Raw genomic sequence first — 16136 nt, forward strand, 5'->3', positions numbered from 1 at the left:
GCGGTACGAGCGTACCGCCAGCTGAGGATTACCGCTGGTTCGCCAGGCGCTGGCGAATCTGTTCGAAATGCTCGGTCTGGTAGAGTTTGCCGTCGAGGAAGCGGGTTTTCAGCTCCCCGCCTTTTTCCTGCTCCCAGCTCTGCTCATCGTGCAGTTGCAGTTCGCCTTGCGCATCGCGATCCACGCGCAATAACCCGCGCGCCGAGCGTTTCAGGCCGTTATCGGTTTTCGGCTCTTTGAAGATCATCCGTCCTTCACCATTGACCGCACCCCAGGTCGCTTTCATCGCAAAACCGAAGGTGTCACGGGTGTTGTACTGATAGGTAAACGAGCCGACGCCGAACACCACGTTAGAGCTGGCGAAGCCTTTGGCCTCCAGACGGCGCAGGATCTCATTGGCACGCGCCAGGGTAATGGAGTCGCCGTAAATCAGGCCGACATGCGGATCCAGCACTTTGTAGCCCTTCTCATTGACCGTGCCGCCAAAGATTTCCCACAGCACTTCCACCGAGCCTTTCTCCTCCGGGCTACGTTCTGCCCGCGTGTCATCATCCGCGCCTGTACCGCAGAGAATTTCCACCGGATCACCGCTGTCCGGGCGGAACACCACACGCCCGTCACGCCCCAGGATTATCTGTTTCAGTTCGCGGGTATAGTCCGTCAGTACGCGCCAGTAGTCCCAGGTATCGGAGACGATAGAGACAAATCCCTGCGGATAGATGTCGGCAATCAGGCGGCGGAAGGTTTCGATTTCATGGTCGTGTTCACCCATGCACATCACGCTGTGCTCGGTCGCCGGAATGCTGGCACCAATAAAGTACTCTTCCCCAGCGGTGTAGTGATCGCGGGCATACAGCAGAGAGGGAATGCTGTCGGTGCCTTTAAAACTCAGTAAATGCCCCGCGCCCGCCTGTGCGGTATCGTGCAGGCCAGCCATGCCGCGAAACGAGAAGTCGTGGCACTGGAAATCAAGGTGCGACAAATCCGTGCAGGTTTTTGCTGCCCATTGTTCGCAAATTTTCCGGTAGTGGTGCGCAATGGTGGCGTTGGTGGAGGCTTTCCATAGCTCGGCGGAAAGCACCGTTTCCAGGTAGTTCACCAGCCAGAAAAACTCATCCTGGGTATTGGTAATGGTCAGAACCGGCACTTTCATCGGCACTTTGCTGCCTTCATCCAGCGATTTAATGTGCAGCGGCAGATAGCCCAAACGGTGCAGCGCGCGAATGTGATCGACCGCCACGGCGTCCCTGCCGAGATAGTTATCCATCACCTGCTTGTATTCGTTAACGACTTCCTCTTCCGGGCGAGCAAAAAAGCCGTCGTTGAACAGATCGACCACAAACCACTTCAGGAACCCCTGCAGACCGAAGAACACCAGCTTTCCGTCCGCCACCGGCGACTGAAAAAAGCGGTCGCTGCGCGGCGTGAAATTGGAATACACCTGCGTTGTCCCCTGCGGGTACTGCACGCGGTGTGAAACTTTGTAACCGTCGATAGCCAGAATCGGATTGATATTCATGATGTTGTCTCCCTCAGGCGCGAAAAATAGCGTCAATGTCGATCAGTTCAACTCGCGGGTTCGTCAGTGCAGGCGAGGTGAAGGATGTGGTGGTGTAAATCGCGTCGATACCGTTATTCAGCAGGTTCTCAACCCCTTTGGAAAAGACACCGTGCGTGACATACAGGCTGACGCTGCGGGCGCCGGCATCGCGCAGCACCTGGGCTGAACCAATAAATGTGCCGCCTGCATCGCAAAGGTCGTCAACAACCAGCACATCTTTTCCCGCCACATCACCGGCGACCAGCGCAAACCCGGTCAGGTTTCCGGTGGCGACATCACGCTCTTTCGTGAGGATGGCGTACTCTTGCGCGCCACTGGCTTTTGCCACGTTATGGATTTTCTTCAGCGCACCGGCATCCGGCGCGACCAGCATCAGCTCGCCTTTGCCAATGGCGCGACGCAGGGTTTCGCTCTGCATTAAGCAGCTTTCCTGCGCAATGACCACGCAGTTATTGATGGCTGCGGCAGCGGCGTCGCTGTGCGGGTCAAGTACAAAAACTTTATTGAAATTGAGTGTGTTGAGGAAGTTGGCGAAAACTTTCAGCGCGAAGCTGTCGCCAGGCACCATATGCCTGTCCTGACGCGCCCACGGCAACCACGCCAGTTCCAGATGGCTTACGGCGATATCGGTGGCGTGACGAACGGCGTCCACCAGTTGTGCCAGCAACATGAAGTCGTTCATATCGCGCATCGCGGCAACACGCACCCGCATTTGCTGGCCGAATGACGGAAGTTTGCCAGTCACTTTGAGCCAGACGGCGCCGTCCGGAAAGACGCCATGGCTCAGTGCAACTTGCTCGTTATCAATGAATAATTCGATTCTGCTCGCCATCTTTCACCTCGACTCAATAATTAGTGTCTCTTGGACACGTTTAATATTGTCCATAAGACACTTATTAGGCAAGCGTTTTTTTGTGTATTCATAAATTAAATAATTAACCCTTTGAAAATTAATAAGATAAAAGTTAACTTGCCGCACCAGGGCAGGCTGATAAACTTGAGGCGTGTAAAAAGGAGCGAGTGAGCGATGATCAGTGAAGCAGAGTATCTGAAAACGTATGATGCCAGCCGTTTCCCCTCACCCCTGGTGACGGTGGATAGCGTGCTGTTTACGGTGCATCAGCAGGTGCTTTGCGTGTTATTGGTTCAGCGAGCCAGCCAGCCGCAGCAAGGACGCTGGGGATTGCCCGGCGGGTTTATCGATATGGCGCAGGATGATTCCACGCGCGCCACAGCGCTGCGCAAACTGACGGAAAAAACCGGCGTTTCCCCATCGTGGCTGGAACAGCTGGATACCTTTTCCGGGCCGCAGCGCGATCCGCGCGGCTGGAGTCTGACCATCGCCTGGTTTGCGCTGATTTCGTGGGTCTCCTGCGCGCCGCATATCGCAAGCGTTAGCGATGCGAAATGGGTGCCGGTAAGCGAGCTGGAGACTATTGAGCTGGCTTTTGATCACCGGGCGATAATTCAGGCGGCGCTGCATCGGCTGCGGCAGAAAACCATGTATTCGCTCCTGCCGGTTTACTGTTTGCCCGATACATTTACCCAGGCGCAATTGCAGGAAGCGACGGAGATAATCCTTGGTCAGCCTATCCAGCGCAAAAGTTTGATTCGCCGCTTTGAAGCCTCCGGCATGTTTGAAGAGACCGGCGAAAGCGTGGCGACCGGCGCGCGTAAAGCACGTTTATGGCGGCGCAAACCGGGCGTCGACATCCATTTGTTTTCGCGGAATTTGCTGGCGGATGGGTAACGCTGTCGGCACCCGCAAAAGTGCGGGCGCCACACGAGGGTCACTTGCGGTAACCGTCGGTTTTTAGCATTTTATCCAGTGTGGAGAGTTCTGTTTTTAAATCAGTTTGATCGTTTATTAACAGCTCCTGGTGCTTCTCCTGAAAGGCAAGACCTAACGTTCTTAACGCCTCCAGTTGCTCGTTAAGCGACTGTTGTTGCTGATCTTCTTTCAACTGGTTGGAGAGCGATAGCCCTTTAGTCACAATCGCCTCTGCCATTGGTAAATAGCGCTCGAGAAATAACCGTCCTGGCTGTTCATCCCGTTCATCTCTCTGCATACAAAGTTCAATTAATCGCGCAGTGTTGGTAATGACGTTCAGCTCTTTTTTTAATGCGGCAGGTAGATGACCGATGCCTTCCAGACGAGAAATCTGCTTACTCAACGCACCTTTTATTTCCTGCTCGCGCTGTTCCTCAAACCTAACCTGGGCTTGTTTGATTTTAAGCCGCTGCTGGTTACGCACTTCAATGTACTGCGCATATTTTTTTATTAAAAAGAGGGAGACGAACATCAGGCCATACAGGATCAAGAAAAAGGAAGGTACGTTGAAAACAAAGAGCTTTTGGTAGGCCAAAAACATGAGTACGCCGACGAAAAGATACCACCCGTGAACATTCATGAGACTGTGTCGGCTTCGGCAAAAATGAAAAACCAGCGTTGTTATTGCCGCCCAGAAAGGCATGGCTGCCGCATCACCAAAAAATAACCATATTGTTCCAGCGATGATGCCCATAACCAGTGATGAGCGATCGTAAATAAGCCCCCTGCATAAGATGATGAACGCAAACCAGTACAGCGTACTTAATGCGCCTTTCCACTGTGCGTTCTCCAGCAACGTGGGCTGGACGTCTGTAGGTATGGCATTAAAGAAGGAGGGAAACATCATTGCCAGAATGAAAATGCACAGATGGAAAAAAACGCGCATCCAGCGGCTGTCACGTATGTGATCAAAGGGGAGGAGTAATTTCTGTAACATAACTTATTCCGTTTCTCTTACGGCTGTGCAGCCTTGCCGCTGGCAATGTCAGCCAGGCGAGTGCGCATTTCGTTTTCCATCGTAACCAGCTCTTTTTCTACTTCTGCACGACGTTGACGCGCATCAGAGGCAATTTTCACTGACTCTTCCAGGGTATTCAGTAAGCGTGACTGTACGTCGCGCAACGTCTCGATATCGACAACAGAACGTTCAACTTCTCGCGCCGTTTCCAGGGTGCCGGTTTGCAACATTTCCGCATTACGACGAAGCAGGTCATTGGTGGTATCAGCAACGTCTTTTTGCAGTTTCGCTGCCTGACGCTGAGTCTGTAGCGACATCGACAGTGCAATTTGGCTCTTCCAGACAGGAATGGTGGAAAGGATGCTGCTCTGGATCTTTTCCGCCAGCGATTGGCTGTTACTTTGCATCAGACGAATTTGCGGAGCGCTTTGCATAGCAATGGTGCGCGACAGCATTAAGTCATGCAGACGACGTTCGAAACGCTGGATCCCCTCCATCAGGTCGCGCAAACGTTGTGCGCTCATCGGATCAGACGCCTGAGCTTGTAATGCGGGCACTTCATTGCGCTTTATCTCATCAAGCTTTTGCTTACCGGCAATGATATGCAGCGTGATTTGCTGGAAAACATCTCGGTTACGATCAAAGAGGATCTCCAGTACAGAGATATTACGCAGCAGATCCACCATTGCCTGATTGAGTTTTTCAGTGATGGTATCAACTTGCTTCGCCAGCGTCTGATACTCCAGCATGGTGCGCTCAATACGATTAAACAGCGAACCCAGCAGCGGAAGCGAGGCAAGAAAGCCCGGTTTCTGCTCAAAGTGACTGATATCTACCTGTTTGATTTTCATCAGCAAGTCAGTCAGTTGCGCACCGATAACCCCCGCGTCTTTTGCGCGGACTTCCTGCATCAGCGAATCAGAGAATTGCGAAATGCTATTCATAGTTTTCGCGCCAAAAGAGAGCGAAAACACCGGGTCGTTAATATTAATCTCGTCGACAATATTTTGGATTTGCGTCTGCTCGGCTGGCGTTAAATCTTTACTACCGGGTAAGTCGTTGATGGTTTGGCCCAGGGACGGTGACGCTGCAAGGTCACGCGAGGTATTGTCTGTCATCTAATACATCCTCAATGATTTAAAAGCAGACGGCAGTAATCCAATGAAAGTAATAGATTTCTTAGAAAGTTATCGGGCCGACTGCAAAGGCATATACGGTACAACAGCAGCAAAGTATTAAACAGCCCATTTATTAACAAGTATAATAATCGTCTATTTACTTACGTTTATTGACAAGATGGCAGATATTACACCTGCAAATTTCCTTGAAAATCAGGGAGACTCGCTTAACTTTCATCCAATGCCAGGTGCGCGTAATCCGCATCTACAAACGATGCTGCCACGCATTTTACGTCGACGCCTCCAGTTTGAACCCTGGTGGCAGCGCCTTGAGCTGCCGGATGGTGACTTTGTTGATTTGGCCTGGAGCGAAGAGCCGAATCAGGCAAAACATAAACCGCGGCTGGTGGTTTTCCATGGTCTGGAGGGCAGCTTGCACAGCCCTTACGCACACGGTCTGGTGCATGCGGCGAAGCAGCGCGGCTGGCTTGGCGTGGTGATGCATTTTCGCGGCTGTAGCGGCATCCCAAATCGTCTGAACCGCATTTATCACTCGGGCGAAACCGAAGATGGCACCTGGTTCTTGCACTGGTTACATCAGGAATTCGGACCCGCGCCAACCGCAGCGGTGGGTTACTCGCTCGGCGGGAACATGCTCGGTTGTTTGCTGGCAAAAGCCGCTGACGACTTGCCCGTCGATGCAGCGGTGATTGTCTCTGCTCCGTTGGTGCTGGAAGCCTGCAGTTATCATATGGATAAGGGATTTTCCCGTGTTTATCAGCGCTATTTGTTGAATTTGCTGAAAGCGAACGCCGCGCGCAAATTACGCGCTTATCCTGGTTCGCTGCCAACCACCTTGCCGGCGCTGCGTAAGCTGCGCCGTATTCGCGAGTTTGACGATCTGATCACCGCGAAAATCCACGGTTTTGCCGACGCGCTGGATTACTATCGCCGCTGTAGCGCAATGCCGGTTTTGCCGGATATTCGTAAACCGACGCTGATTATCCACGCGAAAGATGATCCGTTTATGGATCACAATGTGATCCCGGATGCCGGACATTTGCCGGCAAATATTGAGTACCAACTGACGGAACACGGCGGCCATGTCGGGTTTGTTGGCGGAACCTTGCGCCACCCGGAAATGTGGCTGGAAAAGCGTATTCCGGATTGGTTATCCGCTTACCTGGAAAGACGATGATTATTCCCTGGCAAGAAATTGATGCACAGATGCTGGACAATCTGATTGAGAGCTTTGTCTTGCGCGAAGGCACTGATTATGGTGAACATGAGCGTTCACTTGAGCAAAAGGTCGCCGACGTTAAACGGCAGCTGCAACGCGGCGAAGCCGTACTGGTGTGGTCGGAACTGCACGAGACGGTCAATATCATGCCACGCGGGCAGTTCCACGACTGAACAAGTCCATGGCGGCTGGCTATACTGAAATAATCGTTTATTCAGGGAGTTGCTATGTCCGCCAAACATCCGGTTATCGCCGTCACAGGCTCCAGCGGCGCGGGAACCACCACCACCAGCCTCGCCTTTCGCAAGATCTTCGCCCAGCTCAATATGCACGCGGCAGAAGTGGAAGGTGACAGCTTCCATCGCTATACCCGTCCGGAAATGGATATGGCTATCCGTAAGGCCCGCGATCTTGGGCGGCATATCAGCTATTTTGGCCCGGAAGCCAATGATTTTGGCCTGCTGGAACAGACGTTTAGCGAATATGGTCAAACCGGCAAAGGCCAGGCGCGCAAATACCTGCATACCTACGATGAAGCCGTTCCCTGGAACCAGGTTCCGGGCACGTTTACGCCGTGGCAACCGCTGCCGGAGCCGACCGATGTGCTGTTTTATGAAGGTCTGCACGGCGGCGTGGTGACGCCGCAAAACGATGTCGCGCGTCATGTGGATTTGCTGGTGGGCGTGGTGCCTATCGTCAATCTGGAATGGATTCAAAAGCTTGTCCGCGATACCAGCGAGCGCGGGCATTCGCGGGAAGCGGTCATGGATTCTGTCGTGCGTTCGATGGAAGATTACATCAATTTTATTACGCCACAGTTTTCCCGTACGCACATTAACTTCCAGCGCGTGCCAACAGTGGATACGTCCAATCCGTTTGCCGCGAAAGGCATTCCCTCACTGGACGAGAGTTTTGTGGTGATCCATTTTCGCAATCTGGAAGGGATTGATTACCCGTGGTTGCTGGCAATGCTGCAAGGCTCGTTTATCTCGCATATGGATACGCTGGTGGTGCCTGGCGGAAAAATGGGGCTGGCGATGGAGTTGATTATGACGCCGCTGGTGCAACGGCTGATGGAAGGCAAAAAGATCAAATAATGCAGATAGCCCGGTCAGCAACGCGCCGCCGGGCTTTGCACATCAGGCTTCGATAACTTCGTAAGAGTGGGTGATATTCACCGCTTTTTCGAGCATCAAGGCCACGGAGCAATACTTCTCCGCGGATAAATCCACCGCGCGGGAAACCGCCGCATCCTTCAGATCTTTACCGGTGACGATAAAGTGCAAATTGATGTGGGTAAACAGGCGCGGCGCTTCTTCACGGCGCTCTGAGGTCAGCTTCACTTCGCAGTCAGTCACGTCATGACGCCCTTTTTGTAAAATAGATACCACATCAATGGCGCTGCATCCGCCCGCCGCCATCAGCACCATTTCCATCGGGCTTGGCGCTTTGTCGCCGGAGTTACCGTCCATCAGGATTTGGTGGCCCGATGCGGACTCACCGATGAACGTTAACCCTTCAACCCATTTCACACGTGCCTGCATTTTCTTCACTCCGGAGTGGCAATTTTCTTTACAGATTACGCGTACATAACAAAACTCGCAACGGAAGGCGACCTGCGTCATGCTGAAGCGAGACACCAGGAGACAGGCGGTAAAAGCTATGCTAAAACACTCTGGATGCTACAGAGATAAATGGATGTTACGCATGTATGCATGACATCATACTTTAGAGACCGCAGATGACGCTGACGGTCCACTTCCCTGGATGCGGGAAGCTTAGATTGCAACCCCAGACGTAGGGGCTCATCCTGTGTCTGAGACAGCTTATAACAGAGGATAATCGCGCATGGTGCTTGGCAAACCACAAACAGACCCGACGCTTGAATGGTTCTTGTCTCATTGCCACATTCATAAGTACCCGTCGAAGAGCACGCTGATTCACCAGGGTGAAAAAGCGGAAACGCTGTACTACATCGTTAAAGGCTCAGTGGCAGTGCTGATCAAGGACGAAGAGGGTAAAGAGATGATCCTCTCCTACCTGAACCAGGGAGATTTTATCGGTGAACTGGGCCTGTTCGAAGAGGGTCAGGAGCGCAGTGCATGGGTACGCGCTAAAACTGCTTGTGAAGTGGCTGAAATCTCGTACAAAAAATTCCGTCAGTTAATCCAGGTTAACCCGGATATCCTGATGCGTCTTTCCTCGCAAATGGCGCGTCGCCTGCAGGTTACTTCCGAAAAAGTGGGTAACCTCGCCTTCCTGGACGTAACTGGCCGTATCGCGCAAACGCTGTTAAACCTGGCGAAACAGCCAGACGCAATGACCCATCCGGACGGCATGCAAATTAAAATTACTCGCCAGGAAATTGGTCAGATCGTCGGTTGTTCCCGTGAAACAGTGGGCCGCATTCTCAAAATGCTTGAAGATCAGAACCTGATCTCCGCCCACGGTAAAACCATCGTCGTATACGGAACGCGTTAATCTGTAAAACGGCGCAGCTTACGCGCTGCGTCGTTTTTCTTCCCTCATGTGGCGCAGGCTGATTTATCACCCCGAAATCAACTACGCACTGCGACAAACGCTGGTGTTATGTTTACCTGTGGCCATTGGTCTGGTTACGGGTCATCTGCAACAAGGTCTGCTGTTTTCCCTCGTTCCCGCCTGTTGCAACATTGCCGGGCTTGATACGCCACATAAACGTTTTTTCAAACGCCTGATCATTGGCGGAATCCTGTTTGCCGGCAGCAGCCTGGCGGTGCAGTTATTGCTGGCGAAAGATCTTCCATTGCCGCTGATCCTCACCGGACTGACGCTGGTTTTAGGTGTGACCGCCGAAATCAGTGCGCTGCACGGTCGCCTGCTCCCGGCTTCGCTCATTGCCGCCATCTTTACGCTCAGCCTTGCCGGTAACATGCCGGTATGGGAGCCGATACTTATCTATGCGCTGGGCACGCTGTGGTACGGATTGTTCAACTGGTTCTGGTTCTGGATGTGGCGCGAGCAACCGCTGCGCGAATCGCTCAGCCTGCTCTACCGGCAACTGGCGGATTACTGCGAGGCGAAATACAACCTGCTGACGCAGCACGCCGATCCGGAAAATGCCCTGCCACCTTTGCTCGCCCGCCAGCAGAAAGCGGTGGATATGATAAGCCAGTGCTATCAACAGCTGCATATGCTGGCCGCCAATAAACATAACGATTACAAACGGCTACTGCGGGTTTTCCAGGTAGGGCTGGATTTGCAAGAACACATTTCGGTAAGTTTGCACCAGCCGGAAGAAGTGCAAAAACTGGTGGAACAAACCCACGCCGAGCAGGTGATCCGCTGGAACGCACAAACCGTTGCCGCTCGTCTGCGCGTGCTGGCAGACGACATTCTCTATCACCGCTATCCCACGCGCTTCAACATGGATAAGCAGATTGGCGCGCTGGAAAAAATCGCCCGCCAGCACCCGGATAATCCGGTCGGGCAGTTTTGCGCCTGGCATTTTAGCCGTATCGCGCGCGTCTTGCGCACTCAGCGCCCGCTCTATGCCCGCGATCTGATGGCGGAAAAGCAGCGTCGCTTGCCCCTTTTCCCGGCGCTGAAAAGCTATTTATCACTGAAATCTGCGGCGCTGCGTAATGCCGCGCGAATCAGCGTCATGCTCAGCATCGCCAGCCTGATGGGCAGCGCCCTGCATTTACCGAAACCCTACTGGATCATGATGACGGTGATGTTTGTCACGCAAAACGGCTATGGCGCAACGCGCGTTCGCATTGTCCACCGGGCGGCGGGCACCATTGCGGGGCTGGTGATTGCCGGAGCGACGCTGCACTTTCATGTTCCACTCGGTTTTACGCTGGCGGCGATGCTGATGATTACGCTGGTCAGTTATCTCATTATTCGGAAAAACTACGGCTGGGCGATGGTGGGTTTTACCATTACCGCCGTCTACACCTTGCAGCTGCTGACGCTAAATGGTGAGGAGTTTATTGTCGCCCGCCTTATCGACACGTTGATTGGTTGCCTGATTGCCTTCGGCGGCATGGTCTGGCTGTGGCCGCAGTGGCAAAGTGGCTTACTGCGCCAGAATGCGCACGATGCGCTGGAAACAGATCAGGAAGCGATTCGCCTGATCTTAAGCGATAACCCGCAGCCCACTCCGCTTGCCTGGCAGCGCATGCGCGTAAATCAGGCGCATAACGCCCTGTTCAACTCGCTAAACCAGGCGATGCAGGAACCGGGCTTCAATACGCGTTATCTGGAAGATATGAAACTGTGGGTAACGCACAGCCAGTTTATCGTTGAACATATCAATGCGATGACGACGCTGGCGCGTGAACATACGATGTTGACGCCGGAGCTGGCACAACGTTATTTGCAATCCTGCGAAATTGCCCTGCAGCGCTGCCAGCAGCGGCTGGAGTACGACGGGCCGGGAGGATCCGGCGATGTGAATATTCTCGAAGCCCCGGAAGCATTAACGCACGGGCCAATGAGTACGCTGGAGCAGCATTTACAGCGGATTATCGGGCATCTGAACACCATGCACACCATTTCGTCGGTAGCATGGCGTCAGCGCCCGCATCACGGCATCTGGTTAAACCGCCGCCTTAACCGTTGATCACTTTCGCCACCGCATTCGCGAAGCGCTTCATCCCTTCTTCGATATCCTGCGCGTCAATAATCAGCGAAGGCACAAAACGCATGACGTCCGGGCCAGCGTTCAGCACCATGACGCCCGCATCGGCAGCGGCGTAGAGGAAGTCGCGCGCACGGCCTTTATATTGCGGATTCAGCTCAGCACCAATCAGCAGCCCCATGCCGCGAATATCGCTAAACAGGTCAAACTTCTCGCCGATTTGCTGCAGATGCTTAACGAACAACTGACGTTTTTCATTCACACCGCTGAGCACTTCCGGGGTGTTGATAATGTCGAATGCGGTTCCGGCGACGGCGCAGGCCAGCGGGTTGCCACCGTAAGTGGAACCGTGTGAACCGGCGTGGAAGACACTGGCAATGTCATGTGTAGTCAGCATCGCGCTGATAGGGAAACCGCCGCCGAGCGCTTTGGCGCTGGTCAGAATATCCGGCGTCACACCATAGTGCATGTAAGCAAACAACTCTCCGCTGCGGCCCATGCCGCACTGCACTTCGTCAAATACCAGCAGTGCGTTGTGCTGATCGCACAGCTCGCGCAAACCTTTCAGGAAATCCGGTGTGGCGGCAGTAACGCCGCCTTCGCCCTGAATAGGCTCTACCACTACCGCGCAGGTGTGATCATCCATCACCGCTTTCACCGCGTGCAGATCGTTAAACGGCACATGGATAATGTCCGCCGGTTTCGGGCCAAAGCCATCGGAATACTTCGGCTGGCCACCCACGCTTACGGTAAACAGCGAACGACCGTGGAAGGCATTATGAAACGCGATGATTTTTGTTTTGTATGGACTGTGACGCGTAGATGCATAAAAACGCGCCAGCTTGAATGCTGTTTCGTTAGCTTCAGTGCCGGAGTTCATAAACACCACACGCTCGGCAAACGTGGCGTCAATGAGTTTACGCGCCAGGCGCAGAGCAGGCTCGTTGGTAAAAACATTGCTGGTGTGCCACAGCGTTTCGCCCTGCGTTTTCAGCGTCTCCACCAGCGCCGGATGGCAGTGCCCTAACGCAGTAACCGCAATTCCACCTGCAAAATCAACGTACTCTTTACCCTGCTGATCCCACACCCGGCTGCCTTTACCCTTTACCGGGATAAACTCGGCCGGTGCGTAAATTGGCAGAATAACGTCATCGAAGTTTGCACGCGTTACCGCGTCTTGCTGAGTTGCCATGGCTTGCCCATCCAGTTTTACGTTGCATTGATTATGAAAATATAATCACGAAATATGCATAAAAAATCAGTTAATGGCAACCACAAATCAGCGTTCGAGGAAGTTTTTCAATAACTGGTGTCCCTGCTCGCTCAGGATACTTTCCGGGTGAAATTGCACCCCTTCCAGATCCCACTCCAGGTGGCGAATGCCCATGATCTCGCCGCTATCGCTCCAGGCGGTAATCTCAAAGCATGCCGGTAACGTAGGCGGATCGATAACCAGGGAATGGTAACGGGTGACGGTTAACGGATTATTAAGCCCGCTAAATACGCCAGTGCCGTTGTGGGTGACAGGCGATGTCTTACCGTGCATCACTTTTGCCGCACGAACGATAGTCGCGCCAAAGACCTGCGCAATCGCCTGATGACCAAGACAAACGCCAAGAATCGGCAATTTTCCAGCGTAATGGCGGATAACCGCCAGTGAAACGCCGGACTCATCCGGGGTACAGGGTCCGGGCGAAATCACGATCTTTTCCGGTGCCAGCGCGGCAATATCCGCAAGCGCGATCTCATCGTTACGCCGCACCTCTACGCTTGCCCCCAGCTCACAAAAATATTGATACAGGTTCCAGGTAAAGGAGTCGTAATTGTCGATAAGCAGGATCATAGCGGCCTCTGGTGTCGGAAACCGCGCTAGTTTACTCGCTTTCGACCGCTTCGCTCACCACTTTGCTGAAGATGGTGCAAAGCGGCGCTAAGTCGCCCATTGCGCCTGCCTGGTTTGCCTCACGCCACGCATCAGGATCGATGCCACGCCAGTCGAGCGAAAAACCCGCGTGCAGCGCCAGTTGTTCAAAGAAGATGCGCTGAGCGATGCCGTTGCCAAGGCGAAACGGGTGCAGCACGTTGATTTCACAGTAGTAGTGCGCCAGCCGCTCAATAAACGCTGCTTTTTCCAGCCCGCACAGCCACTCTTCATCTTCCAGTTGCTGCATCAAGGCATTGCCCTCTTTTTCGATATACTCGAAGTGGCAAAACCGGGTATCGCCTTCGTAAATATCCACTTCACGGATCTGCCCGGCCCAGTCGAACACATCCTGATAAAGATGGTGGTGAATGGCGCATAAATGAGGAAGACCGCGCACCATCGGGCCAAGATCCAGTGTGGCGGCGCGTAAGGCGGTGAACTGATAAGCCGCCTGCTCCAGTTTCTGCGCCTGGCGAAGCCCCAGCTCATTGCGCATCACATTCAGGCCAGGATAGAGGTACGGATCGCGCCCGTCGCCGAATTTATCGCTCATAGTGCCTCCGCAGTTCTTCAAGGCGCGCATCGGCTTCTGCGCTACTTAGCGTCACCAGTTCGCTGTCGACATTTTCCAGCCGCCGGCTGGCCTGAAAATTGGCATTGCGCTGCTGTTCCCAGAGACGGGATTTTTGCCGGTCGGTGAGTTTTTTGGCCATAGCGCCTCCCTGTTTCACATGTCGGTGCCCAAATTATAAGCAGAAATGACAGGTTACGCAGGGAAGCTCAGGAAGCACGGGGTGAATACCCCGTGCGGGGAAACTTACGGCAGCACTTTCGCGGAGAGGATAACGACCGGCTTTGACGGGACATTCTGGTAAGGCCCAACGTCGTGCGTCGGTACCTGGGAGATTTTGTCGGCGACATCCATACCTTTCACCACTTTACCAAACACCGCATAACCAAAGTCGCGCTGGCCATGATCGAGGAACGCGTTGTCAGCAACGTTGATAAAGAACTGGCTGGTTGCGCTGTCTTTATCGGCGGTACGCGCCATCGAAATGGTGCCACGCGTGTTACGCAAGCCATTGTCAGCCTCGTTTTTGATAGGCGGGTTAGGCTGCTTTTGCTGCATCTGTTCGTTGAAACCACCGCCCTGCACCATAAATCCCGGGATCACACGATGAAACGTGGTGTTGTTATAGAAACCGTTATTTACGTAATCAAGGAAGTTTTTCACCGACACAGGGGCTTTCTGGTTGTTCAGCTCCAGTTCAATGTTACCGGCGGAAGTGGTGAGCAGAACATGAGGATCGCCTTTTGCCGCCAGCGCAGCAGAAGAGAAAGCAGAAAGGGCAAACACAGCCGCAACAGCCGCCAGAGTCGATTTAACCATAAGGTTTCCTTAACGAAGAGCAGTAAAGAAAGCGAGTGGCTTGATTCTAAAGAGCAGTCAGCCAGCAGGCTAGCCTTTTACTTAATTTTACGTATTTAGTAACAGATGTAACGCCAGACCGCTCACAACCCGCTTCACGAAGGCTACATACCTGAACGATAACGGCTAAAAAGCACCGCTTCACCACCGTTATCCATCTGAATCCAGCTTTGCGCAGGTTGCGTGCTGGCAATGATCCGCCCTTGTCGAATCGACCAGCGTACCGGCGACTGGCAGCGTACTGCATCAAAACCGCTTTCAACGGGCAAAATGACCATATTCGCCGGGTTCCCCGTTTCAAGACCGTACTGCGTTAAGCCAAACGTTCTGGCGCTGTTATGCGTGATAAGACGCAGCCCATCATTAATTTGTTGGTAGCCCATCAACTGGCAAACGTGCAGCCCCATATGCAGCACCTGCAACATGTTGCCGGTGCCAAGCGGATACCAGGGATCAAACACATCGTCATGGCCAAAACAGACATTTATTCCCGCCGCGAGGAGCTCTTTCACCCGCGTAATTCCCCGGCGCTTGGGATAATCGTCAAAGCGCCCCTGCAAGTGGATATTTACCAGCGGGTTAGCAACAAAGTTAATGCCAGAAAGCTTTAACAGACGGAATAGTCGCGAAGTATATGCACCGTTGTAAGAGTGCATCGCCGTGGTATGGCTGGCGGTGACGCGCGGGCCCATGCCCATCTTCAGCGCCAGCGCGGCAACGGTTTCGACAAAGCGCGACTGCTCGTCGTCAATTTCATCACAGTGAATATCCAACGGACGGTCATATTTTTGCGCCAGTGCGAAAGCTATGTGCAGCGATTCAACACCATATTCGCGGGTAAATTCAAAGTGTGGGATCGCGCCAACCACATCCGCGCCAAGCTGGAGCGCCTCTTCCAGCAATGCAGCGCCGTTGGGATAGGAGAGGATCCCTTCCTGCGGGAAAGCGACGATTTGCAGATCAATCCACGGCGCGACCTCGACTTTTACTTCCAGCATGGCTTTCAGCGCTGTCAGGCTGGGATCGGAAACATCAACATGGGTACGTACATGCTGCACGCCGTTGGCCATTTGCCACTTCAATGTTTGCCAGGCACGCGCTTTAACATCCTGATGGCTCAGCAGCGCTTTGCGTTCCGCCCAGCGCTCAATGCCTTCAAACAGCGTGCCGGATAGGTTCCAGTTCGGCTCTCCGGCAGTTTGCGTGGTATCCAGGTGAATATGCGGTTCGACAAACGGCGGCAACGCCAGCCCACCGTGCGCATTTAGCACTTCCAGGCTGTCGCTGTGTGTATCATTCATCGGGGTGATTTCACCGAAGCGACCATTCTCAATCGCGATTTGCCATAACCCTTCGCGATCGGGTAAATGCACATTCTGAACTAACCAAATCGGTGCTGCCGACATAGTGTGACTCCCTCAGTTTCCCTCAGATAATTTGTATCAGACGTG

17 protein-coding genes are annotated in these 16136 nt (G+C 53.4%); 6 read left to right on the top strand and 11 right to left on the bottom strand.

The window, feature by feature from the left end; genetic code table 11:
• Window positions 1–28: 28 nt before the first annotated feature.
• Both M8Q36_RS03940 and prs read right to left on the bottom strand, forming a co-directional pair.
• Window positions 29–1519, bottom strand: a complete 1491-nt coding sequence (locus M8Q36_RS03940; RefSeq protein ID WP_249880065.1) for a nicotinate phosphoribosyltransferase — start codon at window positions 1517–1519, stop codon at window positions 29–31.
• Window positions 1520–1532: 13 nt separating this feature from the next.
• Window positions 1533–2393: a ribose-phosphate diphosphokinase gene (gene prs, locus M8Q36_RS03945; RefSeq protein WP_249880066.1), complete on the bottom strand. Its 861-nt coding sequence runs from the start codon at window positions 2391–2393 to the stop codon at window positions 1533–1535.
• 195 nt (window positions 2394–2588) lie between these two features.
• Here prs and M8Q36_RS03950 point away from each other — a divergent pair, with 195 nt between their 5' ends.
• Window positions 2589–3311, top strand: coding sequence for an NUDIX hydrolase (locus M8Q36_RS03950; protein WP_249880067.1), 723 nt, complete (start codon window positions 2589–2591; stop codon window positions 3309–3311).
• A gap of 40 nt (window positions 3312–3351) precedes the next feature.
• On the opposite strand, the gene M8Q36_RS03955 is transcribed toward M8Q36_RS03950, so the two are convergent.
• Window positions 3352–4329, bottom strand: coding sequence for a 5-bromo-4-chloroindolyl phosphate hydrolysis family protein (locus M8Q36_RS03955; RefSeq protein ID WP_249880068.1), 978 nt, complete (start codon window positions 4327–4329; stop codon window positions 3352–3354).
• A 17-nt stretch (window positions 4330–4346) separates the two neighbouring features.
• The gene (locus tag M8Q36_RS03960) at window positions 4347–5468 is read right to left on the bottom strand and encodes a toxic anion resistance protein (RefSeq protein ID WP_249880069.1); all 1122 of its coding nucleotides are present in this window, start codon (window positions 5466–5468) and stop codon (window positions 4347–4349) included.
• 178 nt (window positions 5469–5646) lie between these two features.
• Between M8Q36_RS03960 and M8Q36_RS03965 the strand changes: the two genes are divergently transcribed.
• Genes M8Q36_RS03965 through M8Q36_RS03975 form a run of 3 tightly spaced genes read left to right on the top strand, consistent with a single transcriptional unit; the run spans window position 5647 to window position 7805 of the window.
• Complete coding sequence (locus M8Q36_RS03965) at window positions 5647–6666, top strand: hydrolase (protein ID WP_249880070.1); 1020 nt, start codon at window positions 5647–5649, stop codon at window positions 6664–6666.
• On the top strand, window positions 6663–6881 hold the full coding sequence (locus M8Q36_RS03970; protein WP_249880071.1) for a YheU family protein: 219 nt from the start codon (window positions 6663–6665) through the stop codon (window positions 6879–6881). The genes M8Q36_RS03965 and M8Q36_RS03970 overlap by 4 nt, the downstream gene beginning before the upstream one ends.
• 54 nt (window positions 6882–6935) lie before the next feature.
• A complete protein-coding gene (locus M8Q36_RS03975; RefSeq protein WP_017459871.1) occupies window positions 6936–7805 on the top strand; it encodes a phosphoribulokinase in 870 nt (289 codons plus the stop codon).
• A 42-nt stretch (window positions 7806–7847) separates the two neighbouring features.
• On the opposite strand, the gene M8Q36_RS03980 is transcribed toward M8Q36_RS03975, so the two are convergent.
• Window positions 7848–8252 (bottom strand): OsmC family protein, encoded by a 405-nt coding sequence (locus M8Q36_RS03980; RefSeq protein ID WP_020455522.1) that lies wholly within the window; start codon window positions 8250–8252, stop codon window positions 7848–7850.
• A gap of 304 nt (window positions 8253–8556) precedes the next feature.
• Here M8Q36_RS03980 and crp point away from each other — a divergent pair, with 304 nt between their 5' ends.
• On the top strand, window positions 8557–9189 hold the full coding sequence (gene crp, locus M8Q36_RS03985; RefSeq protein WP_000242758.1) for a cAMP-activated global transcriptional regulator CRP: 633 nt from the start codon (window positions 8557–8559) through the stop codon (window positions 9187–9189).
• Window positions 9190–9235: 46 nt separating this feature from the next.
• Window positions 9236–11314 (top strand): YccS/YhfK family putative transporter, encoded by a 2079-nt coding sequence (locus M8Q36_RS03990; RefSeq protein ID WP_249880072.1) that lies wholly within the window; start codon window positions 9236–9238, stop codon window positions 11312–11314.
• Here the strand turns inward: M8Q36_RS03990 and argD are convergent.
• The 6 genes from argD to M8Q36_RS04020 all read right to left on the bottom strand — a co-directional run bounded on the left by argD (window position 11304) and on the right by M8Q36_RS04020 (window position 16091).
• Window positions 11304–12524, bottom strand: coding sequence for a bifunctional acetylornithine/succinyldiaminopimelate transaminase (gene argD, locus M8Q36_RS03995; RefSeq protein ID WP_249880073.1), 1221 nt, complete (start codon window positions 12522–12524; stop codon window positions 11304–11306). The genes M8Q36_RS03990 and argD overlap by 11 nt on opposite strands.
• An 87-nt stretch (window positions 12525–12611) precedes the next feature.
• Window positions 12612–13175, bottom strand: coding sequence for an aminodeoxychorismate synthase component 2 (gene pabA / locus M8Q36_RS04000; RefSeq protein ID WP_020455525.1), 564 nt, complete (start codon window positions 13173–13175; stop codon window positions 12612–12614).
• Window positions 13176–13206: 31 nt separating this feature from the next.
• A complete protein-coding gene (locus M8Q36_RS04005; protein ID WP_249880074.1) occupies window positions 13207–13809 on the bottom strand; it encodes a putative adenosine monophosphate-protein transferase Fic in 603 nt (200 codons plus the stop codon).
• The gene (ficA, locus tag M8Q36_RS04010; protein ID WP_017459865.1) at window positions 13799–13969 is read right to left on the bottom strand and encodes a FicA/YhfG family antitoxin; all 171 of its coding nucleotides are present in this window, start codon (window positions 13967–13969) and stop codon (window positions 13799–13801) included. Before ficA ends, M8Q36_RS04005 begins: the two co-directional genes overlap by 11 nt.
• Window positions 13970–14073: 104 nt before the next feature.
• Window positions 14074–14646: a peptidylprolyl isomerase A gene (gene ppiA / locus M8Q36_RS04015; protein WP_017459864.1), complete on the bottom strand. Its 573-nt coding sequence runs from the start codon at window positions 14644–14646 to the stop codon at window positions 14074–14076.
• Between the two features lie 143 nt (window positions 14647–14789).
• Window positions 14790–16091, bottom strand: a complete 1302-nt coding sequence (locus M8Q36_RS04020; protein WP_249880075.1) for a cytosine deaminase — start codon at window positions 16089–16091, stop codon at window positions 14790–14792.
• Window positions 16092–16136: the final 45 nt, after the last annotated feature.

Source organism: Kosakonia sp. R1.Fl, assembly GCF_023516815.1.
In the GTDB taxonomy this organism is placed as follows: Bacteria; Pseudomonadota; Gammaproteobacteria; order Enterobacterales; family Enterobacteriaceae; genus Kosakonia.